Source organism: Streptomyces sp. WMMC500, from assembly GCF_027497195.1.
Classification (GTDB): Bacteria; Actinomycetota; Actinomycetes; order Streptomycetales; family Streptomycetaceae; genus Streptomyces.
Genome location: NZ_CP114905.1, coordinates 7,419,439 through 7,444,393, shown reverse-complemented (window position 1 = coordinate 7,444,393; position 24,955 = coordinate 7,419,439). Strand labels below are relative to the sequence as shown.

27 protein-coding genes are annotated in these 24,955 nt (G+C 75.7%); 11 read left to right on the top strand and 16 right to left on the bottom strand.

The genetic code is table 11. The annotated features are described in order from the left end of the window. Positions 1 to 105 precede the first annotated feature (105 nt). Positions 106 to 405 carry a hypothetical protein gene (locus O7599_RS32110; protein ID WP_281619114.1) on the top strand — a complete coding sequence of 100 codons (300 nt, stop codon included), beginning with the start codon at positions 106 to 108 and terminating at the stop codon, positions 403 to 405. A gap of 105 nt (positions 406 to 510) precedes the next feature. Here the strand turns inward: O7599_RS32110 and moaA are convergent, their stop codons facing one another. Further along, positions 511 to 1,500 carry a GTP 3',8-cyclase MoaA gene (gene moaA, locus O7599_RS32105; protein WP_281619113.1) on the bottom strand — a complete coding sequence of 330 codons (990 nt, stop codon included), beginning with the start codon at positions 1,498 to 1,500 and terminating at the stop codon, positions 511 to 513. A gap of 266 nt (positions 1,501 to 1,766) precedes the next feature. Here moaA and O7599_RS32100 point away from each other — a divergent pair, with 266 nt between their 5' ends. Then, entirely contained in the window at positions 1,767 to 3,290 is a 1,524-nt protein-coding gene (locus O7599_RS32100) for a S8 family serine peptidase (RefSeq protein ID WP_281619112.1), read from the top strand. A gap of 88 nt (positions 3,291 to 3,378) precedes the next feature. On the opposite strand, the gene O7599_RS32095 is transcribed toward O7599_RS32100, so the two are convergent. Continuing rightward, on the bottom strand, positions 3,379 to 4,191 hold the full coding sequence (locus tag O7599_RS32095) for a lysoplasmalogenase (protein ID WP_281619111.1): 813 nt from the start codon (positions 4,189 to 4,191) through the stop codon (positions 3,379 to 3,381). A 73-nt stretch (positions 4,192 to 4,264) separates the two neighbouring features. Further along, on the bottom strand, positions 4,265 to 5,137 hold the full coding sequence (locus O7599_RS32090; protein WP_281619110.1) for a sigma-70 family RNA polymerase sigma factor: 873 nt from the start codon (positions 5,135 to 5,137) through the stop codon (positions 4,265 to 4,267). A gap of 83 nt (positions 5,138 to 5,220) precedes the next feature. Here O7599_RS32090 and O7599_RS32085 point away from each other — a divergent pair, with 83 nt between their 5' ends. Next, a complete protein-coding gene (locus O7599_RS32085) occupies positions 5,221 to 5,670 on the top strand; it encodes a carboxymuconolactone decarboxylase family protein (RefSeq protein WP_281619109.1) in 450 nt (149 codons plus the stop codon). 127 nt (positions 5,671 to 5,797) lie between these two features. Here the strand turns inward: O7599_RS32085 and O7599_RS32080 are convergent, their stop codons facing one another. Further along, positions 5,798 to 6,733 (bottom strand): LysR family transcriptional regulator, encoded by a 936-nt coding sequence (locus tag O7599_RS32080; protein ID WP_281619108.1) that lies wholly within the window; start codon positions 6,731 to 6,733, stop codon positions 5,798 to 5,800. A 160-nt stretch (positions 6,734 to 6,893) separates the two neighbouring features. Next, on the bottom strand, positions 6,894 to 7,256 hold the full coding sequence (locus tag O7599_RS32075; RefSeq protein ID WP_281619107.1) for a hypothetical protein: 363 nt from the start codon (positions 7,254 to 7,256) through the stop codon (positions 6,894 to 6,896). Between the two features lie 219 nt (positions 7,257 to 7,475). On the opposite strand from O7599_RS32075, the gene O7599_RS32070 reads away from it, so the two are divergent. The 5 genes from O7599_RS32070 to O7599_RS32050 all read left to right on the top strand — a co-directional run bounded on the left by O7599_RS32070 (position 7,476) and on the right by O7599_RS32050 (position 12,397). Next, positions 7,476 to 8,714 (top strand): histidine kinase, encoded by a 1,239-nt coding sequence (locus tag O7599_RS32070; protein ID WP_281619106.1) that lies wholly within the window; start codon positions 7,476 to 7,478, stop codon positions 8,712 to 8,714. Beyond that, positions 8,711 to 9,400 carry a response regulator transcription factor gene (locus tag O7599_RS32065; protein ID WP_281619105.1) on the top strand — a complete coding sequence of 230 codons (690 nt, stop codon included), beginning with the start codon at positions 8,711 to 8,713 and terminating at the stop codon, positions 9,398 to 9,400. The genes O7599_RS32070 and O7599_RS32065 overlap by 4 nt, the downstream gene beginning before the upstream one ends. 90 nt (positions 9,401 to 9,490) lie before the next feature. Then, on the top strand, positions 9,491 to 10,621 hold the full coding sequence (locus O7599_RS32060; RefSeq protein WP_281619104.1) for a DEDDh family exonuclease: 1,131 nt from the start codon (positions 9,491 to 9,493) through the stop codon (positions 10,619 to 10,621). Positions 10,622 to 10,676: 55 nt separating this feature from the next. Beyond that, complete coding sequence (locus tag O7599_RS32055) at positions 10,677 to 11,621, top strand: SURF1 family protein (RefSeq protein ID WP_281619103.1); 945 nt, start codon at positions 10,677 to 10,679, stop codon at positions 11,619 to 11,621. A gap of 20 nt (positions 11,622 to 11,641) precedes the next feature. Further along, positions 11,642 to 12,397 (top strand): SDR family oxidoreductase, encoded by a 756-nt coding sequence (locus tag O7599_RS32050; protein ID WP_281619102.1) that lies wholly within the window; start codon positions 11,642 to 11,644, stop codon positions 12,395 to 12,397. Between the two features lie 222 nt (positions 12,398 to 12,619). On the opposite strand, the gene O7599_RS32045 is transcribed toward O7599_RS32050, so the two are convergent. From O7599_RS32045 to O7599_RS32025, 5 genes are read right to left on the bottom strand one after another with little or no spacing between them, the layout of a single operon-like run. Then, entirely contained in the window at positions 12,620 to 13,318 is a 699-nt protein-coding gene (locus O7599_RS32045) for a hypothetical protein (RefSeq protein ID WP_281619101.1), read from the bottom strand. Between the two features lie 5 nt (positions 13,319 to 13,323). Beyond that, positions 13,324 to 14,004, bottom strand: coding sequence for a DUF6286 domain-containing protein (locus O7599_RS32040; RefSeq protein WP_281619100.1), 681 nt, complete (start codon positions 14,002 to 14,004; stop codon positions 13,324 to 13,326). Next, on the bottom strand, positions 14,001 to 14,438 hold the full coding sequence (locus tag O7599_RS32035; protein ID WP_281619099.1) for a hypothetical protein: 438 nt from the start codon (positions 14,436 to 14,438) through the stop codon (positions 14,001 to 14,003). Before O7599_RS32035 ends, O7599_RS32040 begins: the two co-directional genes overlap by 4 nt. A 3-nt stretch (positions 14,439 to 14,441) precedes the next feature. Next, a complete protein-coding gene (locus O7599_RS32030; protein ID WP_027753494.1) occupies positions 14,442 to 14,636 on the bottom strand; it encodes a hypothetical protein in 195 nt (64 codons plus the stop codon). A gap of 48 nt (positions 14,637 to 14,684) precedes the next feature. Beyond that, entirely contained in the window at positions 14,685 to 15,101 is a 417-nt protein-coding gene (locus tag O7599_RS32025) for an Asp23/Gls24 family envelope stress response protein (RefSeq protein ID WP_281623605.1), read from the bottom strand. Between the two features lie 428 nt (positions 15,102 to 15,529). Here O7599_RS32025 and O7599_RS32020 point away from each other — a divergent pair, with 428 nt between their 5' ends. After that, positions 15,530 to 16,420 carry a hypothetical protein gene (locus O7599_RS32020; RefSeq protein ID WP_281619098.1) on the top strand — a complete coding sequence of 297 codons (891 nt, stop codon included), beginning with the start codon at positions 15,530 to 15,532 and terminating at the stop codon, positions 16,418 to 16,420. A gap of 104 nt (positions 16,421 to 16,524) precedes the next feature. Here the strand turns inward: O7599_RS32020 and O7599_RS32015 are convergent, their stop codons facing one another. The 3 genes from O7599_RS32015 to O7599_RS32005 all read right to left on the bottom strand — a co-directional run bounded on the left by O7599_RS32015 (position 16,525) and on the right by O7599_RS32005 (position 19,560). Continuing rightward, the gene (locus O7599_RS32015) at positions 16,525 to 17,316 is read right to left on the bottom strand and encodes an enoyl-CoA hydratase/isomerase family protein (protein WP_281619097.1); all 792 of its coding nucleotides are present in this window, start codon (positions 17,314 to 17,316) and stop codon (positions 16,525 to 16,527) included. 91 nt (positions 17,317 to 17,407) lie between these two features. Beyond that, positions 17,408 to 17,626 carry a helix-turn-helix domain-containing protein gene (locus O7599_RS32010; RefSeq protein WP_281619096.1) on the bottom strand — a complete coding sequence of 73 codons (219 nt, stop codon included), beginning with the start codon at positions 17,624 to 17,626 and terminating at the stop codon, positions 17,408 to 17,410. A gap of 335 nt (positions 17,627 to 17,961) precedes the next feature. After that, positions 17,962 to 19,560 (bottom strand): ABC-F family ATP-binding cassette domain-containing protein, encoded by a 1,599-nt coding sequence (locus O7599_RS32005; protein WP_281619095.1) that lies wholly within the window; start codon positions 19,558 to 19,560, stop codon positions 17,962 to 17,964. A gap of 244 nt (positions 19,561 to 19,804) precedes the next feature. On the opposite strand from O7599_RS32005, the gene O7599_RS32000 reads away from it, so the two are divergent. Continuing rightward, entirely contained in the window at positions 19,805 to 20,212 is a 408-nt protein-coding gene (locus O7599_RS32000) for a VOC family protein (RefSeq protein ID WP_281623604.1), read from the top strand. Positions 20,213 to 20,242: 30 nt separating this feature from the next. Here the strand turns inward: O7599_RS32000 and O7599_RS31995 are convergent, their stop codons facing one another. The 3 genes from O7599_RS31995 to O7599_RS31985 form a co-directional block, all read right to left on the bottom strand. Further along, on the bottom strand, positions 20,243 to 21,547 hold the full coding sequence (locus tag O7599_RS31995) for a hypothetical protein (protein WP_281623603.1): 1,305 nt from the start codon (positions 21,545 to 21,547) through the stop codon (positions 20,243 to 20,245). Between the two features lie 163 nt (positions 21,548 to 21,710). Beyond that, positions 21,711 to 22,850 (bottom strand): alpha/beta hydrolase fold domain-containing protein, encoded by a 1,140-nt coding sequence (locus O7599_RS31990; protein WP_281619094.1) that lies wholly within the window; start codon positions 22,848 to 22,850, stop codon positions 21,711 to 21,713. Positions 22,851 to 22,938: 88 nt separating this feature from the next. Continuing rightward, on the bottom strand, positions 22,939 to 23,604 hold the full coding sequence (locus tag O7599_RS31985; RefSeq protein WP_281619093.1) for a class II aldolase/adducin family protein: 666 nt from the start codon (positions 23,602 to 23,604) through the stop codon (positions 22,939 to 22,941). A gap of 128 nt (positions 23,605 to 23,732) precedes the next feature. On the opposite strand from O7599_RS31985, the gene O7599_RS31980 reads away from it, so the two are divergent. After that, positions 23,733 to 24,944, top strand: a complete 1,212-nt coding sequence (locus O7599_RS31980; RefSeq protein ID WP_281619092.1) for an inorganic phosphate transporter — start codon at positions 23,733 to 23,735, stop codon at positions 24,942 to 24,944. The last annotated feature ends 11 nt before the right edge of the window (positions 24,945 to 24,955 follow it).

Genomic DNA, 24,955 nt, shown 5'->3' with positions numbered 1-24,955 from the left:
TCGTACGCGCTCCGCATCCCCCGTCGGAGCGACGGACCGACGCCGGGCGGCTCCCCCCGTGGCCGCCCGGCGTCGCCCTTGTTCCGGGTCGTAGGCTGGGACCCTGTGAACACCGCTGATCCCGCTCTCATCTGCTCCGCGAAGGCCTGCCGTGCGCCCGCGGTGTGGGTGCTCGCCTGGAACAATCCGAAGCTCCACACGCCCGAGCGGCGCAAGACGTGGCTCGCGTGCGAGGAGCACCGCGAATACCTGAGCCGGTTTCTGGGCGTGCGCGACTTTCTCAAGGAGGTCGTCACGCTGGCGGACTGGCAGGAGGCGGAGAAGAGGGCGGCGACGAGCGCGGACGAGAACGCCGGCACCGACGGCGGCGGTGGCGCGGGCGGCCAGGGGCCGGAACGGGGCTGAGCGCGGGAACCGGGAGTCCGGCCGCGCGGGAGAGTCGCCCACCGCGCCGTGTCAGCCGACCGGGGCGTGCCGGCCGACTGCGCCGTGCCGGCCCACCGCGCCGTGTCAGCCGCCGATCGCGGACATCGGCCGGTCCGGCTGGACGAACGACGGGTCGTCGAGGCCCGCGCCCGCCTTCTTGCCCCACATCGCCTCCCGCCACACCCGCGCTATCTCCTCGTCCGGCGCGCCGGAGCGCAACGCGCCGCGCAGATCGGTCTCCTCGCGCGCGAACAGGCAGTTGCGCACCTGTCCGTCCGCGGTCAGCCGGGTGCGGTCGCAGGCCCGGCAGAAGGGCCGGGTGACGGAGGCGATGACGCCGACGCGGGCCGGGCCGCCGTCCACGAGCCACCGCTCGGCGGGCGCGGAGCCGCGCGCCGCGTCGCCCTCGGGGGTCAGCGTGAAGCGCGTGCGCAGGGAGGCGAGGATGTCGCCGGCGGTGATCATGCCGTCGCGCTGCCAGCCGTGCTGCGGGTCGAGGGGCATCTGCTCGATGAACCGCAGCTCGTACCCCTCCTCGACGGCCCAGCCGAGCAGGTCGGGGGCCTCGTCCTCGTTGAACCCGGACATCAGCACGCTGTTGACCTTCACGGGCTCCAGGCCGGCGGCGCGGGCGGCGGCGAGGCCGCGGAGCACGTCGCCGTGGCGCTTGCGGCGGGTCAGCCGGTGGAACACGTCGGCCCGGAGGGTGTCCAGCGAGACGTTGACCCGGTCAAGGCCCGCGGCCTTGAGCGCCGGAGCCGTGCGCTCCAGGCCGATGCCGTTGGTCGTCAGGGAGAGCTTGGGGCGGGGCGCGAGCGCGGCGCAGCGCTCGACGATGCCGGCGAGCCCGGGCCGCAGCAGCGGCTCGCCGCCGGTGAAGCGCACGTCGGTCACGCCCAGCTCGGTGACCGCGAGGCGGACGAGGCGGACGATCTCGTCGTCCGTGAGCAGCTCGGGTTTGGCGAGCCACTGGAGCCCTTCCTCGGGCATGCAGTACGTGCACCGCAGGTTGCAGCGGTCGGTGAGCGACACGCGAAGGTCGGTGGCGACGCGCCCATAGGTGTCACGCAGCATGGAGAAGGCCCTCCCACGGCGGTACCTGACTCAGGAAGCCTACGCCAGGACACCGACATTCAACAGTTTGTTGACCTTGCGTCACGAAACGTTCCACCGTACGCGCGTGACGACTGTGCCGGGAGCGCCTGGCGTGCCGACACGCCAAAAGAGACTGCAGGGCGATGTATTGATGGCCGCGGGTGATCAGCGCTACGTTCGCTTGCCGTGTACCTGACCGCGGCACCGGTCCGCGGCGGATTCCTGACCGATGATCTGGAGATCCCATGACTCATCTCCGACCCCGCGGCCGACGCCTGCTGGCGGTGCCCCTCGGGCTGACCCTCGCGGCGGCGCTCGGCCTCCTGCCGGGGGCGGCCTCCGCCGCGTCGGCCCCCGAGCCCGGCGGCGACAGCGGGGCCGCGGCCGGCGAGCCGCTGTCGTACGTGGTCAACACGAAGACCGACGCCAGGACGATCGCCCGCGTCGAGGACGCGATCGCCGACGCGGACGGCTCGGTGGTCGTCACGCACAAGAAGATCGGGGTGCTCGTCGCCCACTCCGCCAACCCGGACTTCGCGGCGGAGCTGCGCGACGTGCGCGGCGTGCAGTCCGCCGGCGCGAGCCGCACCGCGCCGCTGACGCCGTCGGGGACGCTGGAGACCAGCGCGCCCGAGGTCTACAAGGGCGCCGCCCAGGCCCGTTCGCAGGACCCGGACGTGGAGCCGCTGGAGAACGAGCAGTGGGATCTGCCGGCGATCGGCGCCGACAAGGCGCACAAGGTCTCGATCGGCAGCCGTGACGTGACCGTCGGCGTCATCGACACCGGCGTGGACGACCGCCACCCCGACCTCAAGGCCAACTTCTCCGCCGAGCAGTCCGCCAACTGCGTCGGCGGCGTCGCGGACACCACCGAGGGCGCCTGGCGGCCGTACGACCCGCAGGGCGACTACCACGGCACCCACGTCGCGGGCGAGATCGCCTCCGCACGCAACGGCGTCGGCGTGGCCGGCGTCGCGCCCGGCGTGCAGGTCGCCTCGCTCAAGGTGAGCGAGCCCGACACCGCGCTGTTCTACGCCGAGGCCGTCGTCTGCGCCTTCGTCTTCGCGGGCGACCACGGCATCGAGATCACCAACAACAGCTACTACGTGGACCCGTGGCTCTACAACTGCCTCGACGACCCCGACCAGCGGGCGATCGTCGACGCGGTCAACCGCGCCTCGCTGTACGCGATGGGCAAGGGCACCCTGCACCTCGCCGCGGCCGGCAACTCCAACGACGACCTCGCCTCCGACGAGATCGTGGACGGCTCCAGCCCCAACGACACCACGCCCGGGGAGCGCACGATCGACCCGTCCGAGTGCTGGGACGTGCCGACCCAACTGCCGGGCATCGTGACCGTCTCGGCGACCGGCGTCGACGACGACAAGTCGTACTACAGCAGCTACGGCGAGAAGGTCGTGGACCTCGCCGCGCCCGGCGGCGACGGCTACCAGATCCCGGACACGCCGTCGAAGAACGGCCGCATCCTGTCGACGCTGCCGGAGAACGAGTACGGCTGGCTGCAGGGCACGTCGATGGCCACCCCGCACGCCTCGGGCGTGGCGGCGCTCATCAAGAGCAAGCACCCGCGGCTGTCGCCCCTGGCGCTGCACATGGTGATGAAGGTGCAGGCGGACAACCCCGGCTGCCCGGAGTTCTACGACCCGGACGGCAACGGGGTGGAGGACTCCACCTGCACCGGCGGCAAGCGGAACAACGGTTTCTACGGGGCCGGCATCGTGGACGCGTACGACGCCGTACGGCGGTGAGGGCCGGCCGGTGACGTAACCGGGCTCAGGGGGCGGCCCGCAGGGCCCCTTCCCCCGCAAGTCCCGCGCCGGGCCGGGCGGCGGTGCCTCAGGGCGCTGCGGCCCGGCCTTCGCCGTGTGCGGGCGGGGCGTCGGCGGCGACGGATGCGTCGGCCGCGACGGCGGGCGCGTCACCGTTGGCGGCCGGCGTGTCATCGATGGCGACAGGCTTCTCGTCCGTCGTGGCGGGAAGGCGGCGGCGCAGCAGGCCGTCCGCGATGAGGTACTGCGCGGCGAGGTACGTCGCCATCACCCAGAACCCGGCGGCCGGCGGCTGCGGCCGGCCGGCCAGGTCGGTCGCGATGAGGGTGTCGGACAGCAGGAACAGCGCGCCCCCCGCACCGACCCGCGCCCCGGACCGGGCGGCGCACAGCGCCATCGCGGCGAGCAGCAGACTGTACGCGGCCACGGGCCCGCGCAGCGCGGGGTCGAGCCCCGGCCACAGCGCGGCGACGCCGGCGCCCCAGGCGGCCCCGTACCCGACGACGAGCCGCCGCTCCCGCACGCGGGGCAGCCGCCCCTCGCGCCGGAACAGCGTCAGATAGCACACGTGCCCGGCGGCGAACGCGCCCATCCCGGCCAGGAACGGCCCGTCCCCGCCCACCTGCAGCAGCACGTCCCCGGCCCACCCGAAGCCCAGCCCGGCGACCAGCGCCCGCGGCGCGCCGCGGGCGGCGGCGTAGGCGGCGAGGGCGGGCATGAGCAGCGGCTTGGTGGTGTGCACGAGCAGGTCGGCCCCGGCGAGCCGCCCCACCAGATGCGCCGCGGCAGCCGCCGCGAACACCCCGACGGCACCCCGCGCCACGTCCCCGCGGCGCACCCGGGGCCGGCGGCGCGGGGTCGGCAGGGCGGCGTCGGCCATGGGCACAGTCTGGCGGACGAACCGCGGAACGTCCGCGCAGGCGGCCGGAGAGTCCCGGGGTCCGTGCGGGGGGCTATGCCGGATCCGGCAAGTCAAGCCGCGCGAGCCGGGCGGGATCCACGACGATCCGGATCCCGGTGATCTGCCCCCGGTCCACCGTGAACGCGAGCACCGCCCGCGGCCTGCCGTCCCCGTGCCACGAGACCATCCCGGGCCTGCCGTCCACGAGCACCGCCCGCTCTCGCGCGGCGACGCCGCCGGACACCTGCGCCCCGGCGGCGACCTTGGTCGCGCCGAGGGTGACGACGGTGCCGGCGGGGGTGTCGACGGTCAGCTTCACGTCGGGGTGAAGCACCCGTACCAACCCCTCGAAGTCACCGCGCCGGGACGCCGCCAGGAACGCCTCCACGACGGCCCGCTGCTCTCGCACCGCCCCGGCGGGCCGTGCGCCCGTCCGCACCTTCCCGCGGGCACGGCTGGCGAGCATCTTGGCAGCGGCGGTGGACTTCCCGAGGATCCGGCCGATCTCGTCGAACGGCACGGCGAACATGTCGTGCAACACGAACGCCAGCCGCTCGGCGGGGCCGAGCGACTCCAGGACGACCAGCAGCGCGAGCCCGACGGAGTCGGCGAGCACCGCGTCGTCCTCGGGCGCGGGCCCGTCGTCGGGCGCCACGACCACCTCGGGCAGCCGGTCGTCGTAGACCGCCTCCGGGCGGGCCTGGCGGGCGCGGAGAACATCGAGGCAGATCCGGCCGATGACGGTGGTCAGCCAGCCGGGAAGGTTGCGGATGCCGGCCGCGTCCTGGCGGGCGAGGCGCAGCCACGCCTCCTGGACGACGTCCTCGGCGTCGGCGTGCGACCCGAGCATGCGGTACGCGACCGAGCGCAGGCGGTCGCGCTGGGCCTCGAACGCCTGGGCCACGTCGGCGGTGGGGTCGGACATGCGGTTACCTTCCTCGGTGCTGCTCCGTCATGAGGGATGACGGGCCCGGAGGGGCACAGGTAACCGATGAGGGAGCAGCACCGATGGAAGCACGCATGACGAGCCCGGCCAACCCCGACGTGACCACGGCGGTCCGGCACCTGTACAAGGCGATCCACGCGGCGGGCGTCGACCAGCGGCTGCTGTCGCTGGTCCACCTGCGCACCAGCCAGATCAACGGCTGCAGTCCCTGCGTCTTCGCGACGATCCGCGCGGCGAAGGAGGCGGGCGAGACCGACGAGCGCCTGCACCACGTGGTCGCGTGGCGCGACACCCCGTTCTTCACGGACGCGGAACGGGCGGCCCTCGCTCTTGCGGAGGCCGCCACCCGGCTTCAGGACGGCGCGCCGGGGGTGACGGACGAGGTCTGGGCGACGGCCGCGAAGCACTTCGGCGAGGAGGAGTTGGGGGCGATCACTCTGGAGATCGCGCTGACGAACTTCTTCAACCGGATCAACCGCACGACCGGCGAGCAGGCCGGGAAGACGTGGTGAGCACGGGGCGAGGGGCTGCTCGCACAGCGGAGTAGCTCGCGCGGGCGCCGGCCGAACGCCACGGTCGCGTCCGCGCTCCTGCCCCGGGTGGTGGGGTGAGGACCGCCGGGCCGTACCACCGCGCGCGTCAGGCCGTGGGGGCCGGGGCCCGCCGGCGGGCGGGCGAGGCGGGGAGCTGGTCGGTGTGGCGGCGGGCGAGGCGGAGGACCGCGCGCAGTGTGGGTTCCGCCTGGCCCGGGTCCCGGCGCCAGCGGGCCTCGATCGCGACCGGGCCGGGGCGCGGGGCCAGCGTGAGGTCGACGAGGCCGCCGTCCTCCAGGTCCCGTACGACGGCCAGCCTGGGCAGCAGCGCCAGGCCGCGGCCGTGCGCCGCCAGGCGGCGCAGCGCGGGCAGGGAGCCGGCGGCCGTGGCGGCGCGGGTGCGGGTGGGGAGGTCGCGGGTGAGGCGGTCGTAGAGGACGGTCGAGCTGCAGCCCGGCTCCGCGACGAGGAAGTCGGCGGCCAGCACGTCCGCCTCGGTGACCTCCGCCGCGCCCGCCAGCGGGTGGGCGGGGCCGGCGACGAGCACGACCTCCTCGTGGCCGACGACCGCGCTGGGGCCCGCGGTGCGGCTGCCGTCGTCGAAGTGGAAGGCGAGGTCCAGTTCGCCGGCGGCCAGTTGCTCCGCCAGGCGTTCCCGGGACCCGACGACGACGCTGATCTCCGCGTCCGCGTCCGGCCCGCCGGCACCGTAGTCGAGCGCGGTGACGATGTCCGGCAGCCACTCGCCCGCCAGCGTCTCCGGTGCGCCGATGCGCAGCCGGGGCCGCGAGGCGGCGGCGGCACTGCGCATGCGTTCGTCGATCTCCAGCGCCTCGCGCGCGTACGGCAGCAGCCGGCTCCCGGCCTCGGTGAGGGACGCGCCGGTGGAGGTGCGGACGACGACGGTGACGCCGAGTTCCTGTTCCAGGCGGCGGAGTTGGGCGCTGAGGCTCGACTGCGCGTACCCGAGCCGTTCGGCCGCCGCGGATATCCCGCCGGTCTCGGCCACCGTCACGAAAGCGCGCAGATATCGTGAGTCCACCGGGGGATCGTGTCACCGCCCTCTTCGCCCGCGCCATCACTTTTTTGCATGGACGCGCCACACGATACGTGCCGGGCGTGCCGCCAAGTGTCCGCGGGTCCCCGGGAGTTGACGGCCGGCGCCGGGCGCGCTCCCTCGTCACCGCTCCCGGCGCGGGCCGTCAGGCCGCGGCGTCGAGACCGAACCCGTCCAGCTCGATCCGCGCCCACGCCAGCTCGATGAGGACGTCCACGGCCCGCCGGCCGTCCGGTACCTCGGCGACCAGCACCGCCGGGTCGGCGCCGGGCAGCGGGGGCACGTCGAGGACGAGCGTGAGCAGCCGCCGCGCCTCGGCGCGGCGGGCGGGGTCCGCCAGCCGCAGCCGCAGGTGCCGGGTGCGCCGGGCGTCCCACCGCGCGGCGTCGCGCCGCACCGCGTGCGGCACCACGTGCCGTACCGCCTCCGGCTCCCGTACGGCATCCCGCGCCGCCGCCGGCTGCGGGATCCGTACGCGCTGGTCTCCGTCAGCTCCGTGAAAGGGCATGGTGGGTCTCCCGTCCGCCGTCCCCGTGCCGGCCGTCTGGCGGCCGGCTGCCGTCGGCCTCCACGATCCGCCCCCGGGCCGCGGCTCGTCATCGTCCGTCGAGCGGCTCCCGCGCTGCCGTCGGGGGTGTACGGGCCCGCCGCCTGCAACCTGCGTAGCAGCGCCCGCTGCACCTCCCGGAGGACGCCTGACCGGCGCCGATTGGCTACGGTGCAGGGCATGACGGCGGCAGCGCAGACGGACGCGAACAGCGAGCACACGGTGTTCCGCTACCTCGCGACCGCGATCGAGGACGGGCGGAAGACGGCGCGGGGTGCCCGCGCGTATGCCAGGGACGCGGGCTTCGCCGCCGTCGTGGCGCTCGGCTGCGTGGGCACGATGCTGCTCGCGCCGGAGGGGCGCACCGGGCTCGACGCGCTCGCCTGGGTGCTCGGCACGGCGGGCAGCGCGGCGCTGGTGGCCCGGCACCGCTTCCCGCGGGCGGTGCTGGTGGTCACGGCGGTGGCCATGGTCGCCTACCAGCTCCGCGGCTATCCCGACGGCAGCCCGGTGCTGCCGCTGCTGGTCGCCGTCTACCGCTGCATCCGCGGCGGGCACCGCGCCTTCTTCGCGGTCGTCGCCCTCGCCTCCCTCGCGGTCAGCCTCGGCTCGCTGCCGCTGCTCCCGCTGAGCGACGAGGCGCTGCGCGCGGCGCTGGAGAAACGGTTCCTGAGCTTCGGCTGGGTGGTGGCGTGCGCCATGGCCGCCGCGATGCGCATCCAGCACGAGGCGATGCTCGCCCAGGCCGAGGAGCGGGCCGCGGAGAACGCGCAGCGCAGCGCCGACGAGGAGCGGCTGCGCATCGCCCGCGAGCTGCACGACACCCTCACGCACAGCATCTCCGTGATCAAGGTGCAGGCGGGGGTGGCCGTGCACCTGTCGAGGAAGCGCGGCGCGGAGCCCCCGCCGGCGCTGCTGGCCATCCAGGAGGCCAGCGGCGACGCCGCGCGCGAGCTGCGCGCCACGCTGCACGTCCTGCGCAGCACGGACGGCGGCGCCGAGGGCGTCGGCCTGGAGCGGCTGCCGGAACTGGTGGAGCGGGCCCGGGGCGCGGGGGTGCCGGCGACGGTGGCCGTCGCGGGCGAGCGGCCGGTGCTGCCTGCGGAGGTGGACCGGGCGGCGTACCGGATCGTGCAGGAGTCGCTGACGAACGCCGCGCGGCACGCGGGCCCCGCGGCGGCGGTGGGTGTGCAGGTGTCGTACGCGCCGGACAGGGTCGTCGTCCAGGTCGACGACGACGGCGCCGCCGACCCGGCCGCGCCGCCGGAGCCGGGCATCGGTCTGACGGGGATGCGCGAGCGCGTCACCGCGCTCGGCGGCGAACTGCACGCCGCGCCGCGGCCGGAGGGCGGCTTCCGGGTACGTGCCGAACTCCCGGTGCGGCAGCCCGCCGGGCCCGCGGCGAAGGCGGCCCCGTGATCCGGGTGCTGCTCGTGGACGACCAGGCCCTCATCCGGGGCGGGTTCCGGGCGCTGCTCGACGCCGAGGACGACATCGAGGTGGTCGGCGAGGCCTCCGACGGCGCCGAGGGCGCCCGGCTGGCGGCGCGGCACCGGCCGGACGTGGCGCTGGTCGACGTGCAGATGCCGGTGCTCGACGGCATCGAGGCGACCCGCAGGATCGCCGCCGACCCCGAACTCGCCGGCGTGCACGTCGTGATCCTCACCAACTACGGCGTGGACGAGTACGTCTGGGGCGCGCTGCGCGCCGGTGCCGCCGGGTTCCTCGTCAAGGACATGGAGCCGGAGGACCTGCTCCACGGCGTACGGGTCGCCGCCCGCGGCGACGCGCTGCTCTCCCCCGCGCTCACGCGCAAGCTGATCCAGGAGTACGTCTCCCGCCCCGCGGGCGGCGCGCCCGACGCGGACGACGCGCTGCGCGACCTCACCCGGCGCGAGCGCGAGGTCGTCACCCTCGTCGGCGGGGGTCTCAGCAACGAGGAGATCGCCGCCCGGCTGCACATCAGTCCGATCACCGCAAAGACGCACGTCAGCCGGGCGATGACGAAACTCGGCGCCCGGGACAGGGCCCAACTCGTGGTCATCGCCTACGAAACGGGGCTGGTCACCCCGCGCGGACCGGCGGCAGGGCAGCCCTCCGGCTGACCGCGGACGGCCCCTCGGCGGCCCCCGGACGGCCCCCGGCGGCACCCGGACGCGCGGCGGTGTCGGTGGCAGCCTCTATGCTCTGAACCCATGCTCGAAGACCGCGCGGCGCCCCTGAGTCCCCGTCAAGTCGCGCAGCAGCAGCCCCTTCCGGGCACCGATCCGGTCGAACGGCACCAGGCCATCCCCGCCCCCGGCATCCCCGCGCCCGGCGCCCCCGCCGACCGCTGGCCCGCCGACTACCCGGAGGCGTACGCCGTCGTCGACGTCGAGACCACCGGCCTGCGCTCCGACGACCGCATCGTCTCCGCCGCCGTCTACCGGCTCGACGCCCGCGGCACGGTCGAGGACAGTTGGTACACGCTGGTCAACCCGCGTCGCGACCCCGGTCCCGTGTGGATCCACGGCCTCACCCGCGAGATGCTCGCCGACGCACCGCTCTTCCCGGAGATCGCCGAGGAGTTCACGGCGCGGCTGGAGGGCCGGGTGCTCGTCGCGCACAACGCGGTCTTCGACTGGATGATGATCGCCCGCGAGTACGCGCGCGCCGGGCTCACGGCCCCGGTGCGCCGGCGGCTGTGCACCATCGCACTCGCCCGGCAACTGCGGCTGCCGCTGCCCAACGCCCGGCTGGCGTCGCTCGCGGCCCACTTCGGCGTCGCCCAGCGCAGGGCCCACGACGCCGAGGACGACGCCCGCGTCCTCGCCGAGATCTTCCGCCCCAGCCTGCGGCAGGCCGCCGAGGCCGGCGCCCGGCTGCCGCTGCTGGCCTGCCAGCCGCTGACCGAGTGGGCGGAGCAGGCGCCGGCCGGGGCCGCCGGCGGCTCCGGCGGCACGCGCTCGCCGGGCGGGCACGGCGCGTACCAGTGGCGCACCTGGCGGCCGAACCGCCGGCTGCCCCCGTCCCCGTACCCCAACCCGGGGCGGTACGTGCGCGGCGGCCGGCTCAGGCAGGGCATGCGCGTGGCGTTCTCCGGCGACACGTCGGTGGACCGCAGCCTGCTGGAGGACCGGGCGGTCGAGGCCGGGCTGCACGTCGCGGCCAGCGTCTCGCGCTACACGAGCGTCCTCGTCACCAACGACCCGGGCGCGCCGACGAGCAAGGTGACGCGGGCGGCGGCGCACGGCACCCCGGTGATCGACGAGGCGGCCTTCCTCCATCTCATGCGGGACGTCGAGCCGGCGGACACCCGGCCTGCGGCGGACGGCGGGGCGGGGTAGCGGCCCCGGCCGGGGTCCCGTCGGGCGGCGGCACACCGGGGAGTACGGTCGAGGGGTGTACCGCTTCCTGTTGTCCCGGCAGTGGGTGATCGTCACCCTGGTGGCCGTCCTGCTCATCCCCGTGATGATCCAGCTCGGCTTCTGGCAGTTGCACCGCCACCAGGACCGGGTCGCCCGCAACGACCTCGTCGCCCGGAACCTCACGGCGAAGCCGGTCCCGGTGGACCGGCTGACGCGCGAGGGGCGCCCGGTGCCGCGCGCGGACACCTGGCGCACGGTCACCGCCACCGGCGCGTACGAGCCGAAGCGGGAGGTCGTCGTACGGCAGCGGCTCGGCGCCGACGACAAGCAGGGCTACTTCGTCGTCACCCCGCTCCGCCTCGCCGACGGCTCCGCGGTCCTCGTCAACCGGGGCTGGGTGCCCGCCGGCGCCGACCTCACCACCTTCCCCGAGGTGCCGCCCCCGCCGGCCGGCGAGGTCACCGTCACCGGCCGGCTGCGCCCCGACGAGACGACCGGCAGCGGCATCCGCGACAAGGCGGGCCTGCCGGACCGCCAGGTGATGCTGATCAACAGCGCCGACCAGGCCGCGGACGGCCTGCCGGGGCCGGTGCTCTGCGGCTTCGTCGAGCTGGTCGGGACCTCGCCGCGGCCCGCGGGCAGGCAGCCGGAGCCGGTCGCCGAGCCGGACCACAGCAGCATCGGGGTGCACATCGCGTACGCGATCCAGTGGTGGATCTTCGCGGCGGCGGTGCCGTTCGGCTGGTGGGTTCTGGTACGCCGCGAGCGCCGCGACCGCGAGGAGGTGGCGGCGAAGGCGGCGCATGACGAGCCGGCGGAGGACTCGTCCACGCGGGACGGGCCCGGGCCGGACGATCCCGCGGCGGAGGGGCAGGCACCGGGCGCGACGGCGGCGGGCGGGGCCGGGGAGACCGCCGCCGCCCCGGCGCGGCCCGCCGCGGACGACGACCGTGCCCCATCCCTGGCGCCCGCCGAGTAGATGGCGGCAGACTGACCCCCATGGATCTTGGACTCAACGACCGCGCGTACGTCGTGACCGGGGGCTCGCGCGGCCTCGGTCTCGCCGTCGCCGAGCAACTGCTCGCCGAGGGCGCGAAGGTGGTGATCAGCGGCCGCGACAAGGACCGCGTGGCGAACGCCACCGCCGCGCTCGGCGGGTCGGCCGTCGGCGTCGCCGCCGACAACGCGGACCCGGGCACCCCGGACCGGCTCATCGCCGCCGCCCGGGAGCGCTTCGGCCGCTTCGACGGCGTGCTCATCAGCGTCGGCGGCCCGCCGGCGGGCAACGCCACCGCCAACACCGACGCCGAGTGGGAGACGGCGTTCGGCTCCGTCTTCCTCGGCGCGATGCGGATGGCCAGGACGGCCGCGGGCGAGCTGGCGGAGGGCGGGGTCATCGGCTTCGTGCTCTCCGGCTCCGTCCACGAGCCGATTCCCGGGCTGACCATCTCCAACGGACTGCGCCCCGGGCTCGCCGGATACGCCAAGTCGCTCGCCGACGACCTCGGGCCGCGCGGCGTGCGGGTCGTGGGGCTGCTGCCGGCGCGGATCGACACCGACCGGGCCCGCGAGCTGGACGCGCTGTCCGGCGACGCGGAGGCGGCCCGCGCCCGGATGGAGGCGAAGATCCCGCTCGGCCGCTACGGCACCCCGGAGGAGTTCGGCCGCACGGCGGCGTTCCTGCTGTCGCCGGCGGCCTCGTACCTGACCGGGATCATGCTGCCGATCGACGGCGGCATGCGGCGGAGCATCTGAGCCGATGGCCTTCCGGAGAGCACGAGCGACGACGGACGCCGGCCGCGGACGCCGGTTACCCCCGGGCGCGACGGGCGGCGCCCGGTCCCCGGGCCGGCCGCGCGTGCGCCGTACGGGCCGTACCGCCGGTACGAGCCGCGCGCACCGCGCGACCGCCGCGGTCGGCCACGGCCACGGCCACGGCCACGGATAAGACCTACGGGCCCGCGCCCGCCCGCGCCGTCACGAGACGCGCTCCGGCCGGTGCTTGGCCGCCCGGAACCGGATCTCCGCGGGCAGCCGCGCGAGCCCCACGGACGCGCGGGCCGGGGCCAGCGCCCGCTCCTCGATGTGGTCCACGGCCGCCGCGGGATGCGCGCCGGGGCCCAGCAGGACGCCGAAGCCGGCGCGCGGCGCCGTGCGCCGGCCCGTGAGCGTCACCCGGGCCCGTTCCACCCCTTCCAGCGCACCGGCCTCCTCCGCCAGCACCTCCTCCAGCGCGGACCCGCGCAGCAGGGCCATCGGGGCGGCCGGCAGCGTGAGCGTGCCGCCCGCCGACTCGGTTTCGCCGGTGTCGGGGTCGGTGGCGGAGGCCCAGTCCTTCGCCTTGCCGCCGTCCGCACCGGGCGCGCCCGGCACGACCCCGCCGCCGGTGTCGACGACGACCTCGCCGAGCCGGCCCCGGCGCAACTGGGCGACGAGCCACCAGCCGCAGCAGAGGACGAGCAGCGACAGGCCGCCGATCACCGTCGGCCACCACCAGCCCTCGTCCCGCCACCGCAGCCGCGTGCCGCGGCTGAGCAGCACGTCGTCGGAGCCGTCGGCGTACGGCGCGAAGCCGGGCCGCGGCAGGTCGAGGCCGGCGAAGAGCACGGCGATGCCGGCGCCCGCGACCACGAGGCCGGCGACGGCGAGCAGGATCCGGTTGACCACGCGCAGCATCGCGCTCACCCCTTCGCCGGCGGCCGGCGTACGTGGACGGACAGCTCCGGCCTGCGGGCGAGGCCGAGTTCGCGGATGCCTTCGCCGAGGACCGCGGCGAGGTCGGCGCGCACGTCGTCCAGCTCGCGGAAGTGGGACTCGGCGCGGGCGCTGACCCGGCGCCGGCCCACCGTGACCCGTACCGACCGCACGCCGGAGATCTGCATGGCCCGGTCGCGCAGCACGACGGACGCCGCCCGCCGGTCGAGCCCCGCCCGCAGGTCCGGCGAGGCGTGCCGCATCGGCAGCACGCCGCGCAGCCCCGGGGTGACGGCCAGCAGCACCAGCCAGGCGCCGAGCAGCACGGCCAGGCCGGCGGCGGCGAGCACCCAGGGGTCGTCGAGCGGGCGGGCGGCGAGTTCGTCGGCGACGCTGCGGCGCCAGCGCATCGCGGGGCGTTCCGCGCGCACGGCGACGACGTCGTAGAGCAGCAGGCCGATGCCCGCGGTGGCCGCGGCGGCGGTGAGCGCGGCGGGCACGCGGCGTACGGACCAGAAGCGGGCCGCCGCCGCGCCGGCGATCCCGCCGTCGGCCGGCTCGCCCGCGTACCCGGAGGCCGACGTGCGCTGCCGCCACTCGTCCGGCTCGGCGGTCGCGGCACCCGCCGTGCCGCCCGGCGGCCGGGACGTCGTCCGGTCCCCGCTCATCGCACCCTCCCCCGCGGCGCGTTCGGCCGCTCCGTCGCGTGCAGCCGCTCGACTTCCACGGCCACCTCCGGCACCTCAAGCCCGACCAGGGCTCTTACCCGCTCGGTCACGGCCCGACTCACGGCGCAGCACTGGGCGCCGAGGTCGGACGGGAAGCCGAGGTGGACGCCGACGCGGACGCGGGCGGTGCCGCCCCGTACGACGACGGCGGCGTGCGCGGCGTCGGTTCCCGGCGCGCCGAGGAGCGCCTCGCGGGCCGCCTGGGAGGCGATCTTCGCGATGACGCGGTCCTCGATCCGGGTGGCGCCCCGCTCCCCCGCCGGCACGGCGGGTCCTTCGGCCTCCGCCCCGTCCTCCTGCGCCCCGGGGGCGGGCGCGGACTGCCCCGCCTGCTCCGCCTGGGCGTCGTGCTCCCCGCTCGCCGCGGACGCCACCGGTCACCGCCGCCGGTCGTCGCGCTCGCCCGGCCTGCGGAAGAAGTCGCCCGGCTCCAGGTCGCCGTCCAGCACCCGGCCGACGACGAAGCCGATCGCGCCGAGCGCCGCCACCAGCAGGAAGGCGCCGAACCCGCCGAAGTAGCCGGCGAATCCCAGCGCCATGCCGGCCAGCAGGCCGACCACTGCCATGCTCATCGCACGCACCTTCCCCACGCTCCCCGAGGCGGGTCCCCCGCCCCGCCGTCACTGCAGCCGCGGCTGCTCGGCCCCCTCTTCCTCGTCGTCGGGCAGCTTCACGTCGGTCACCGCGATGTTGACCTCGACCACTTCGAGGCCGGTCATCCGCTCGACGGCGGAGATGACATTCTCCCGTACGGCGCGGGCGAGTTCGGTGATGGAGACCCCGTAGTCGACGACGATCTCCAGGTCGAGGGCCGTCTGCACCTCGCCGACCTCGGCGCGCACCCCGGCCACGGCGCGGGCGGAGCCGGGCGCGCGGTCCCGTACGGCACCCGTGGTGCGGGCGAGGCCGCTGCCCATGGCGTGCACGCCGACGACGTCGCGCGCGGCCAGCCCCGCGATCTTCTCGACCACCCCGTCGGCGATGGTCGTCCGCCCGCGCGTCGCCGGATCACCGGTGCCGCGCCGCGTGCCCAGCACCTTCGGCGGGGCCGCCGCCGACTCCCGCGGGACCTCCCTGACCGTCGACTCGCTGCTCACCGTCTCCACCCTTTCTCACGAACGTGGCGTGCGCTCGTTTCGCCCCCCACTATCCGTCCCCTGCCCGGGGTGGGCCAGGGGAATGCGACAGCCGGCCCACCCGGGCCCGGGCGATCGGGTGGGCCGCGCGCGGGGCGGAGGGGGGACGGCGTGCACCGTGGCGAGGAAGCGGCGCACGAACAGGTGGGCCAGGGAAACGCGACAGCCCGCCCACCCGGGCCCCGGCGATCGGGTGGGCCGCGCGCGGGAGTGTGTGCGGTGCGGAACGGCGGAGGGCTGAGGGCGGTGCGCTAGCAAGTGGGCCACGGGAATGCGACAGCCGGCCCACCGAAGGCCGGCGAACGGGTGGGCGGGGGAGAATGGGGCGCATGACGGTGGGGAGCTGGGAGCGGGCGGTGCGCGAGCAGGTGGGGCTCGGCAGGCTGCTGCCCCTGGGCGCCGCGGAGGACGGGGCGTGGATCGCCGAACGGGCGGCGGCGGGTGCGCTGCGCCGCGCGGCGGCGGGGGTGCGCGAGGCCCGCGTGACGGGGCTGCGGGTGGGCCCGGCGGAGGACGCGGTGGCCGCCGGGGGAGAGGCGGGTTCGGACGGCTCCGGGTCCGGTGCGCAGTCCGCGGACGGCGCGGGCAACGCGGACGGCGCCGCGGCGGGGGTGGGGCCGGCGCCCGTCAGTGCGTTGCCTTACGGGGAGTTGCGGATCGCCGCGGAGTGCGACGCCGCGGCGGACCGGCCGATGACCGCGACCGCGGAGGCCCTGCGGGAGGCGCTGCTGCGGGGCGCCGAAGAGCGCCTCGGGCTGCGCGTGGCGGCGGCGGACATCCACGTGACCGGCCTTCTGGAAACCCCGCCGACCGCCGCAGAGCCCGGCCCTCCGGCTCAGGGCACCGGCACCGCGACCGACCCCGGCACCAGCACAAGCACGGGGACCGGCACTGCGACCGGCACCGCGACCGGCACCAGCACCGACACCCGCCCCAGCACCGAGACCCGCACCGGCACTGACGCCCGCACCGGGGCCGACGCCCGCACCGGCACCGACACCCGCACCAGCACGGGCGCCCCCGCCGGCACCGGCGCCCCCGCCGCGGCAGCCGCGCCGCAAGTGGCCGGGGTGCTCGACGGCGGCGTCCTGCGGGACGGCGACCACGCCGAGGTACGCGTCGTCGTCGACTCCGCCTACCGCGCCCTCGACGTCGCCCTCGCCGTACGCGCCCGGACCTCCGCCGCGACCGTCACCGTCCTCGTCACCGACATCCGGTAACCCGCTCCGCGCGGCGGCACGCCGCGGCCACCCGGCTCGCACCCGGCCGTACGCCCGGGGCCACCGCGGCGGCCCCGGCCCCCGGCCGTCCGCGGCCGAGTCTCCTACTCCCCCGCCCCGGCGAGGTCCCGCAGCCTGCGGGCCTGCGCCGCGCGTTCCGCGGTGCGCTGTTCGTCGTAGCTCCGCCCCGCGGCCTCCCGCAGCAGCGCCTTCGTCTCGATCACCGCGTCGCGCGGCGCCGCCAGCAGCGCCGCCGCCAGGTCGGCGGTCGCGGCACCCAGCTCCGCCGCCGGGACGACGAGGTTCGCCAGGCCCGTCCGCTCGGCCTCCTCCGCCTGCACGAGGCGTCCCGTCACGCACATCTCCAACGCCCGTGCATATCCCACGAGTTGCACCAGCGGGCCGGTTCCGGTGAGATCGGGCACCAGCCCGAGGGACGTCTCCCGCATCGCGAACTGCGCGTCGTCCGCGCACACCCGGAGGTCGCAGGCGAGGGCAAGCTGAAAACCCGCGCCAATCGCATGTCCCTGCACCGCCGCGAGGGAAACGATGTCATTCCGCCGCCACCAGGTGAACGCCTCCTGGTATTCGGCGATGACGGCGTCGAGGTCGCCGTCGGAATAGCGGGCGAGCTCAAGGAATGACGGCTCGTCGGCAAAGCCTTCGGGGGTGAATGCCTGCCGGTCGAGTCCGGCGGAGAAGGATTTGCCCTCGGCGCGCAGCACCACCACGCGGACGCTGCCGGGGAGTTCGCGCCCCGCCGCGGCGAGCGCCCGCCACATGGCGGGCGACTGCGCGTTGCGCCGGGCGGGGTGGTCGAGGGTCACCGTGGCCAGCGTGCCGTCCTCGCCGTCCAGGGCGAGCCGTACGCCGTCTCTGTGCAGCAGCTCTGTCATATACCGAACAGTAACCACCCGGCCGGTCCGACGGACCGGCCGGGTGCCTGTGCGGGCCCAGGCCACCGGTCAGGGCGGCCGCGGCGGTCCGTCAGGACGCCGCTTTCTTGCCTCGCGTCGCACCGCCGCGACCGCGGAGGGTCACGCCGGATTCGCTGAGCATCCGGTGCACGAATCCATAGGAGCGGCCGGTTTCTTCGGCCAGCGCCCGGATACTCGCCCCGGAGTCGTACTTCTTCTTCAGGTCAGCCGCGAGCTTTTCGCGCGCGGCGCCGGTAACCCGGCTGCCCTTCTTCAGAGTCTCGGCCACCCGTGCCTCCTCGTACGGAAGTGCGCTCTGGACTCTCATGATCACCCCTTTATGGCCTCCTGGCCACCCGTTCGGCAAGGTCCGCGACACGAGGTTTTCCCCCGAGTTCCTCCCGCGGGCTGTCGGAACCAGGCGTTCCGAGCCTTCCCGCCGACCGCCCGGGACCGCGGCACCGAGTGATTAGGCAGGTCAGGGGGCGGTGCCGGGGCGCGGCGGCGGCGAGTGCGCGCGTAGCCGGCGCCGCACGCCCGGTGACCAGGCGCCACGCCGTGGTACGAGCGGCACTCACTCAGATGATGGATCACCCATGAGCCGAATGATCCAGACGGGGGTGATCAAGCAAGCGCTACCAGGTCTGCGTAGTCCGCGTTCCAGAGGTCCTCGACGCCGTCCGGCAGCAGGATGATCCGCTCCGGCTCCAGCGCGTCCACCGCCCCCTCGTCGTGGGTGACGAGGACGACGGCGCCGGTGAAGGTGCGCAGCGCGCCGAGGATCTCCTCGCGGCTGGCCGGGTCGAGGTTGTTGGTCGGCTCGTCGAGCAGCAGCACGTTGGCGGAGGAGACGACGAGGGTGGCCAGTGCGAGCCGGGTCTTCTCGCCGCCGGAGAGCACGCGGGCGGGCTTGTCGACGTCGTCGCCGGAGAAGAGGAACGAGCCGAGCACCTTGCGCATCTCGACGGCGTCCATGTCGGGCGCGGCCGAGGCCATGTTCTCCAGCACCGAGCGGTCCGGGTCGAGGGTCTCGTGCTCCTGCGCGTAGTAGCCGAGCTTGAGGCCGTGGCCGGGGGTGACCTCGCCGGTGTCGGGCTTCTCGACGCCGGCCAGCAGCCGCAGCAGGGTGGTCTTCCCGGCGCCGTTGAGGCCGAGGATGACGACGCGGGAGCCCTTGTCGACGGCGAGGTCGACGTCGGTGAAGACCTCCAGCGAGCCGTACGACTTGGACAGGCCCGCGGCCGTCAGCGGGGTCTTGCCGCACGGGGCCGGGTCGGGGAACCGCAGCCGCGCGACCTTGTCGGCCTGCCGCTCCGCGTCCAGCCCGGAGAGCAGCCGCTCGGCACGGCGGGCCATGTTCTGCGCGGCGGTGGCCTTGGTCGCCTTGGCGCGCATCTTGTCGGCCTGGGCGTTGAGCGCGGCGGCCTTCTTCTCGGCGTTGGCGCGCTCGCGGCGGCGGCGCTTCTCGTCCGCCTCGCGCTGGGCGAGGTAGAGCTTCCAGCCCATGTTGTAGACGTCGATGTGGGCGCGGTTGGCGTCGAGGAGGAAGACCTTGTTGACGACGGTCTCGACGAGGTTGACGTCGTGGGAGATGACGACGAAGCCGCCGTGGTACGTCTTCAGGTAGTCCCGCAGCCAGACCACCGAGTCGGCGTCGAGGTGGTTCGTCGGCTCGTCGAGCAGCAGGATCTCGGAGTCGGAGAAGAGGATCCGCGCCAGCTCCACGCGGCGGCGCTGGCCGCCGGAGAGCGTGTGGAGCGGCTGGCCCATGACCCGGTCGGGCAGCCCGAGGCTGGCGGCGATCGTGGCGGCCTCGGCCTCGGCGGCGTACCCGCCCTTGGTGAGGAACTCGGTCTCCATGCGCTCGTAGCGCCGCATGGCCTTCTCGCGGGTGGCGCCCTGGCCGTTCGCCATCCGGTCCTCGTCCTCGCGCATCTTGCGGATGACGGCGTCGAGGCCGCGGGCGGACAGGATGCGGTCGCGGGCGAGCACGTCGAGGTCGCCGGTGCGCGGGTCCTGCGGCAGATAGCCGACGGTGCTGCCGCGGGAGACGGTGCCCGCGGCCGGCTGGCCCTCGCCGGCCAGGACCTTGGTGAGGGTGGTCTTGCCGGCGCCGTTGCGCCCGACCAGACCGATGCGGTCGCCCCTGGCGATGCGGAAGGTGGCGGATTCGAGGAGGACGCGGGCGCCGGCGCGCAGCTCCAGGCCGGTGGCGGTGATCACGGAAGTTCTCCAGGCAGGGTCGACGGCGGCAGGGACGGTGCGGACGCGTTACCCCGTCTAATGCACGTGGAGAGTTGCCATGCGGCCAGTGTATCCGGGGCCGCAACCCGTTTGTTCCGCCGGACCCCGGCCGCCGGGCCCCGCCGCCGGCCCTCGCCGCCGGCGCCGGGGAGCGCGGCCGGGCTGCCGGTGTCGGTGGCCGGTGCCAGACTGCCCGTACAGCGATCGAGAGGACGTGAGCAGCATGCCCGGCAGCGACAACCCCGCGACCGTCTACCCCACCCTGCTGTACCGCGACGCCAAGGCCGCCGTCCGGCTGCTGACCGAAGGGCTGGGCTTCCGGGAGGTCGCGGTGTACGAGGCCGAGGACGGCACGGTGGCGCACGCCGAGCTGGCCCAGGGCAACGGGATGGTGATGCTCGGCTCGAAGGACAGGGGCGGGAGGTTCGACGAGGCGATGCGCGGCGCCGGCCCGAGCGGGGTGTACGTGGTCGTGGACGACGTGGACGCGCACCACCGGCACGCCGTGGCGCACGGCGTGGAGATCCTGATGCCGCCGACCGACCAGGACTACGGATCGCGGGACTACATGGCGCGGGACCACGAGGGCAACGTCTGGAGCTTCGGGACGTACGCGCCCGACCCCGGCTGACCCACGCCCGACCGGCCGCGCCCGCCCCGCTCAGCCGCCGCCGGTGTGCACCCGGAAGGCGGCCCGGCGGACGGCCTTGGCGACCGCCGGGTCGGGGTGTGCGGCGGCCAGCGCCACCAGCACCTGGACCGTACGGGGATGGCCCGCGCCCCCCACCTCGGCCAGCAGCGCCGGCACGCTGCCCTGCACCGCGGACTCCAGGTGCCGCACCAGCAGGCTGCCCTCGCCGTGGTCGGCGACGGCCGCGGCGGTGTCGACCCACAGCCAGGTCGCCTCCTCGCGGCTCAGCGCGCCCAGCGCGTCGTCCGCGTCGCCGCCCTCCTGCTCCGCCAGCCACAGCAGCGCGTACGGCCGCAGCATCGGCTCGGCGCACGCCGCGCGCACCGCGCCCTCCGCCGCCGCGCCCACCGCGCGCAGCGCCTCGAACGCCAGCCCGCGCAGCAGCGCGTCGTCGCCGCGCGCCACCTCCAGCAGCTCGGCGACCGCGCTGCCCGCAGGACGCGCCGCCAGCCACGCGCGGTACTCGGCCCGGGCCGGTCCCGGGGTCAGCCCCGCGCAACTGCGGAGCATCGCCTCCGCGGGCTTCTCGATGTGCCCCTCCGGGCCCTGGGCGGCGATGCAGATCTGCTCGATCTTCATCCACACGGCCCAGTGGCCCAGCGGCGTCAGCGACACGTCGGCGCCGTCGCGGGTCAGCGCCCCCACGGACGCGAACGCCTCCAGCGCCCAGTCCAGCAGCCCGGGCAGCAGCCCCGGCAGCTCCGCGTCCGCCGCCTCCGCGGCGGGCGGCTCGGCGGCCCGGCCCGGCACGGGGGTGTGCTCGCTGCCGTACGCGACCTCGCAGCGCTCGGTGCGCAGTTCCTCGACGCGCTGGCCGAGGAGGTCGAGCAGCGCGGGTACGCGGACGGGGCCGCCGGTGAGGTGGAGCAGGGCAAGCATCTGCGGCATGGCCTCGATCGCGTCGCCGAGGGCGACGGAGTCGTGGGCCAGCGGCTCGGGCGCGGGGTGGGCCAGCGACCAGGCGTCGAAGAGCGCGACCCAGCCGCGGAGCACGGCGCGCTCGTCGCGGTCCCAGGCCCGCAGCCGCCAGGCGGGGCGGGCGTACGCGCCCTGCACCTCGACCAGGCCCGCGAGCCGGGCCCGGTCCCACTCGGCCTGCGGGGCCTCGGTCCAGGGCTGTGCCCGCCCCTCGGCCCACCTGGCGACCCGCACCGCCCCGGCGAGCAGGGTGCGGGCGTGGCCGGCGAGCACCCGGGGCGAGGCGATGCCCTCCGGGGGCCGCGGGGCGGGGCGTAGGGCCCGGTCGACGACGGCCCGGCGGGCGGCGGCGGCCATCTCGCGGCGGGGCTGCCTGGGGACGAGGCGGAGCGGCGGGTGGTGCGAACGGTGCGCCATCACGCACCAAGTCTCGCGGGTGGGGCGGCGAAAGCCCAATCCGGGGTTGGCGAGGGGCCGTCTGCGGCCGCCGCGGCGGCCCGGGATCCGGGTCGGCCCCCGGTCAGAGCAGCGGGGTCAGGAAGCGGCGCAGCGTCTCCTCGTACGCCTCCGGGGTGGCGTTCCACAGCGCCGCGTGCCGCCCGTCGGGGACCTCGCGGAGCAGCAGCCGGTCGCCGCCGCGGGCCGCGAACGCCCGGGCCGCGGCGAGCGGGGCGACGTCGTCGGCCCGGCCCTGCAGCACCAGCGTCGGGGCGTCGGGCACGGCGAGCGCGGCGTCCAACTCCCGGTACTCCTCGGCCGCCAGCACCGCGAGGCCGCGCAGCGGCGCCGGCAGGGCGAGCCGCCCGGGAGCGCCGGAGCGCCCGGCCAGGGCCCGTACCGCGGCGCGCCAGTCGAGCAGCGGCGAGTCCAGCACCAGCCCCGCGATGCCGTCGGCCGCCGGGGACTCCGCCGCCGTGCGCAGCGCCATGGTGGCGCCGGCGGACCAGCCGTACAGCACCACGCGCCGCGCTCCGCGGCGCAGCGCCCAGCGGAGCGCCGCGTCGAGGTCGGGCCACTCGGCGTGGCCGAGCGCGCCCCGGCCGCCGGGGGGCGGCGGGGCGTCGGGGTCGCCGCGGTAGGCGGGGGCGAGGACCGGGAGCCCCAGCTCGTGCAGCAACGGCAGGGCGGTCAGGGCCTGTTCGCGGGTGTCGCCGAGGCCGTGGACGGCGATGACCCAGGTGCCGCGGGAGCCCGGCACGTACCACGCGGGCAGCGGGCCCAGCGGTCCTTCGACGGTCACGTCCTCGTATGCGATGCGCAGGGCCGTGGCGGGCGTGCCCGTGTACACCTTCGGCGTCAGCCGCACCCGCGTGCCCGCGTCGAGGCTGCCGTACGTGACGCGCTCCAGGCTGCGCACGAGCCGGCCGCCCGGCCACGACTCGGCGCGCAGCAGCGGGCCGACGACGGCGTGCACGCCGTCGCCCGCCAGGCCGTACCGCTCGGGCCGCAGGGCGGGCGCCGAGCCGGGCGCGAGGGTGACCCGCCCGTCGGCCGCGGCGATCACCCGCAGCCGGGCGCCGCCGAACCCGACGGGGCCCGCGGGCGCGGGCCGCAGAGCGGCCCGGGAGCCGTACCGCCCGGCGGCCACGGCGGCGGCCCCGGCGCCGAGTCCGGCGGCGAGGAGGCTGGTCACGGCCGCGGCGGCCGGTGTGATACGCATCCCGGCCATTGTCCGCGTACGAACCGGCCCCTGCCAGTGCGCGGACCCGCCCGGGTCACGCCGGGCGCCGGCCGTCCGCGCGGGGGCCTCACCCCTGGCCGTAGCCCTTCAGCTTCTCCGCCACCTCCCCGAGCTGGTCCGCCGACAGCAGCGACGGGCTCAGCCCCGGCACGGAAGAGGCCGCCAGCCACACCCGGCACATCCATTCGAGCTGCGCGGTCCTCTCGTACGCCTGCGCAAGACCGGCGCCGTGGGCGACGGTGCCGTGGTTCTGCAGCAGGCACGCCGACCGCCCGGCCAGCGCCCGCAGCATGCCGGCGGCCAGCTCCGCCGTCCCGTACAGCGCGTACGGGGCGACGCGCACCGGGCCGCCGAGGGCCGCGGTCGCGTAGTGGACGGTGGGCAGCTCGGGCACGAGCGTGGAGACGGCCGTCGCGTGCACGGCGTGGGTGTGCACCACGGCGCGCGCGTCGGTGTTCCCGTAGACCGCGAGGTGCATGGGCAGTTCGCTCGTCGGCTTGAGCGCGCCCTCCGTCTGCCGCCCCCGCAGGTCGACGGCCACGAGGTCGTCGTCGCCCAACTCGTCGTAGGCAACGCCGGTCGGCGTGATGAGCACATGATCGCCCACCCGTACGGAGACGTTTCCCGAGGTTCCGACGACCAGCCCTTCGGCGTACATCCGCCGGGCGGTCCCCACAAGCTCACGCCATGCGTGACGCACCAGTATCCTCCCTATGACCTGCGCATGAAGCATCCGGGCCGGGGACATTGCGACACCCGTGCGATGCCGTCACCGCCCCGTCCGGTCCAGTTCACCTTGTGTTCACTCGGAGTACCTACGTTCCTCACGGCCCCCGACCTTCGAGCGGATTGCTTGGGTACATGGAACACCTCACTCTCATCATCGGAGTCGTCGTCGTCACCGCCCTGGTGTTCGACTTCACGAACGGGTTCCACGACACCGCCAACGCCATGGCCACCACCATCTCCACCGGTGCGCTGAAGCCCAAGACCGCGGTGGCGATGAGCGCAGTCCTCAACCTCGTCGGCGCCTTCCTCTCCGTGGAAGTCGCCAAGACCATCTCCGGCGGCATCATCGACGAAGGGTCCGGCATCCGGCCAGAAGTGATCTTCGCCGGGCTGGTGGGTGCGATCGTCTGGAACCTGCTGACCTGGCTCGCCGGGCTGCCCTCCAGCTCCTCGCACGCCCTCTTCGGCGGCCTCATCGGCGCGACGCTCGTCTCCGTCGGCTGGGGCGGCGTGCACATGGACGCCATCGTCATGAAGGTCCTCATCCCCGCCGTCGCCGCACCGCTGGTCGCGGGCATCGCCGCCGCCGCCGCGACCCGGCTGACCTACCGCCTGGCCGCCCGCCGCTCCGCAGGCCAGACGGCGAAGGGCTACCGCGCCGGGCAGATCACCTCCGGCGCCCTGGTCTCCCTCGCCCACGGCACCAACGACGCGCAGAAGACGATGGGCGTGATCACCCTGGCGCTCATCACCGGCGGCTCGCTCGCCCCCGACTCCGACCCGCCCGCCTGGGTCATCGTCTCCGCCGCCGTCGCCATCGCGCTCGGCACGTACCTCGGCGGCTGGCGCATCATCCGCACCATGGGCAAGGGCCTCACCGACATCCAGCCGCCGCAGGGCTTCTCCGCCCAGACCAGCTCGGCCACGGTGATCCTCGCCTCGTCGCACCTGGGCTTCGCGCTGTCCACCACCCAGGTCTGCTCCGGGTCGATCATGGGCTCCGGCGTGGGCAGGAAGGGCGGCGTGGTGCGCTGGAGCACGGCCGGGCGGATGGTCGCCGCGTGGGGGCTCACCCTGCCGGCCGCGGGGCTGATCGCCGGGGCGGCGGCGTTCCTCGCCGACCGGGGCGACTGGGGTGTGGTGACGGTCGCGGTCCTCGGCGTCGCCGCCAGCGCGACGATCTGGGCCGCCTCGCGCCGCGACCGGGTCGACCACTCCAACGTCAACGACGTGGACCCGCAGACCGGGCAGCCGGTCGCGGCCGCCGCCGACGGCGGCGCGGACGGCGCCGCGGAGCGGGTGAGCATACCGTCGCCGCGATCCACCTCCCGGGCCACGGTCTGACCGGCCGATCC

What these genes read in the sequence shown, in the direction of transcription:
- O7599_RS32085 (WP_281619109.1), top strand. Translation starts at nt 5,221, where the DNA reads ATGGAAGCACGCATGACGAGCCCGGCCAACCCCGACGTGACCACGGCG.
- O7599_RS32030 (WP_027753494.1), bottom strand. Translation starts at nt 14,636, where the DNA reads ATGAGCATGGCAGTGGTCGGCCTGCTGGCCGGCATGGCGCTGGGATTC.
- O7599_RS32015 (WP_281619097.1), bottom strand. Translation starts at nt 17,316, where the DNA reads ATGACAGAGCTGCTGCACAGAGACGGCGTACGGCTCGCCCTGGACGGC.
- O7599_RS32020 (WP_281619098.1), top strand. Translation starts at nt 15,530, where the DNA reads ATGACGGTGGGGAGCTGGGAGCGGGCGGTGCGCGAGCAGGTGGGGCTC.
- O7599_RS32060 (WP_281619104.1), top strand. Translation starts at nt 9,491, where the DNA reads ATGCTCGAAGACCGCGCGGCGCCCCTGAGTCCCCGTCAAGTCGCGCAG.
- O7599_RS32095 (WP_281619111.1), bottom strand. Translation starts at nt 4,191, where the DNA reads ATGGCCGACGCCGCCCTGCCGACCCCGCGCCGCCGGCCCCGGGTGCGC.
- O7599_RS31980 (WP_281619092.1), top strand. Translation starts at nt 23,733, where the DNA reads ATGGAACACCTCACTCTCATCATCGGAGTCGTCGTCGTCACCGCCCTG.
- O7599_RS32000 (WP_281623604.1), top strand. Translation starts at nt 19,805, where the DNA reads ATGCCCGGCAGCGACAACCCCGCGACCGTCTACCCCACCCTGCTGTAC.
- O7599_RS32075 (WP_281619107.1), bottom strand. Translation starts at nt 7,256, where the DNA reads ATGCCCTTTCACGGAGCTGACGGAGACCAGCGCGTACGGATCCCGCAG.
- O7599_RS32040 (WP_281619100.1), bottom strand. Translation starts at nt 14,004, where the DNA reads ATGAGCGGGGACCGGACGACGTCCCGGCCGCCGGGCGGCACGGCGGGT.
- O7599_RS32070 (WP_281619106.1), top strand. Translation starts at nt 7,476, where the DNA reads ATGACGGCGGCAGCGCAGACGGACGCGAACAGCGAGCACACGGTGTTC.
- O7599_RS32100 (WP_281619112.1), top strand. Translation starts at nt 1,767, where the DNA reads ATGACTCATCTCCGACCCCGCGGCCGACGCCTGCTGGCGGTGCCCCTC.
- O7599_RS31985 (WP_281619093.1), bottom strand. Translation starts at nt 23,604, where the DNA reads ATGCTTCATGCGCAGGTCATAGGGAGGATACTGGTGCGTCACGCATGG.
- O7599_RS31990 (WP_281619094.1), bottom strand. Translation starts at nt 22,850, where the DNA reads ATGCGTATCACACCGGCCGCCGCGGCCGTGACCAGCCTCCTCGCCGCC.
- O7599_RS31995 (WP_281623603.1), bottom strand. Translation starts at nt 21,547, where the DNA reads ATGGCCGCCGCCGCCCGCCGGGCCGTCGTCGACCGGGCCCTACGCCCC.
- O7599_RS32090 (WP_281619110.1), bottom strand. Translation starts at nt 5,137, where the DNA reads ATGTCCGACCCCACCGCCGACGTGGCCCAGGCGTTCGAGGCCCAGCGC.
- moaA (WP_281619113.1), bottom strand. Translation starts at nt 1,500, where the DNA reads ATGCTGCGTGACACCTATGGGCGCGTCGCCACCGACCTTCGCGTGTCG.
- O7599_RS32050 (WP_281619102.1), top strand. Translation starts at nt 11,642, where the DNA reads ATGGATCTTGGACTCAACGACCGCGCGTACGTCGTGACCGGGGGCTCG.
- O7599_RS32045 (WP_281619101.1), bottom strand. Translation starts at nt 13,318, where the DNA reads ATGCTGCGCGTGGTCAACCGGATCCTGCTCGCCGTCGCCGGCCTCGTG.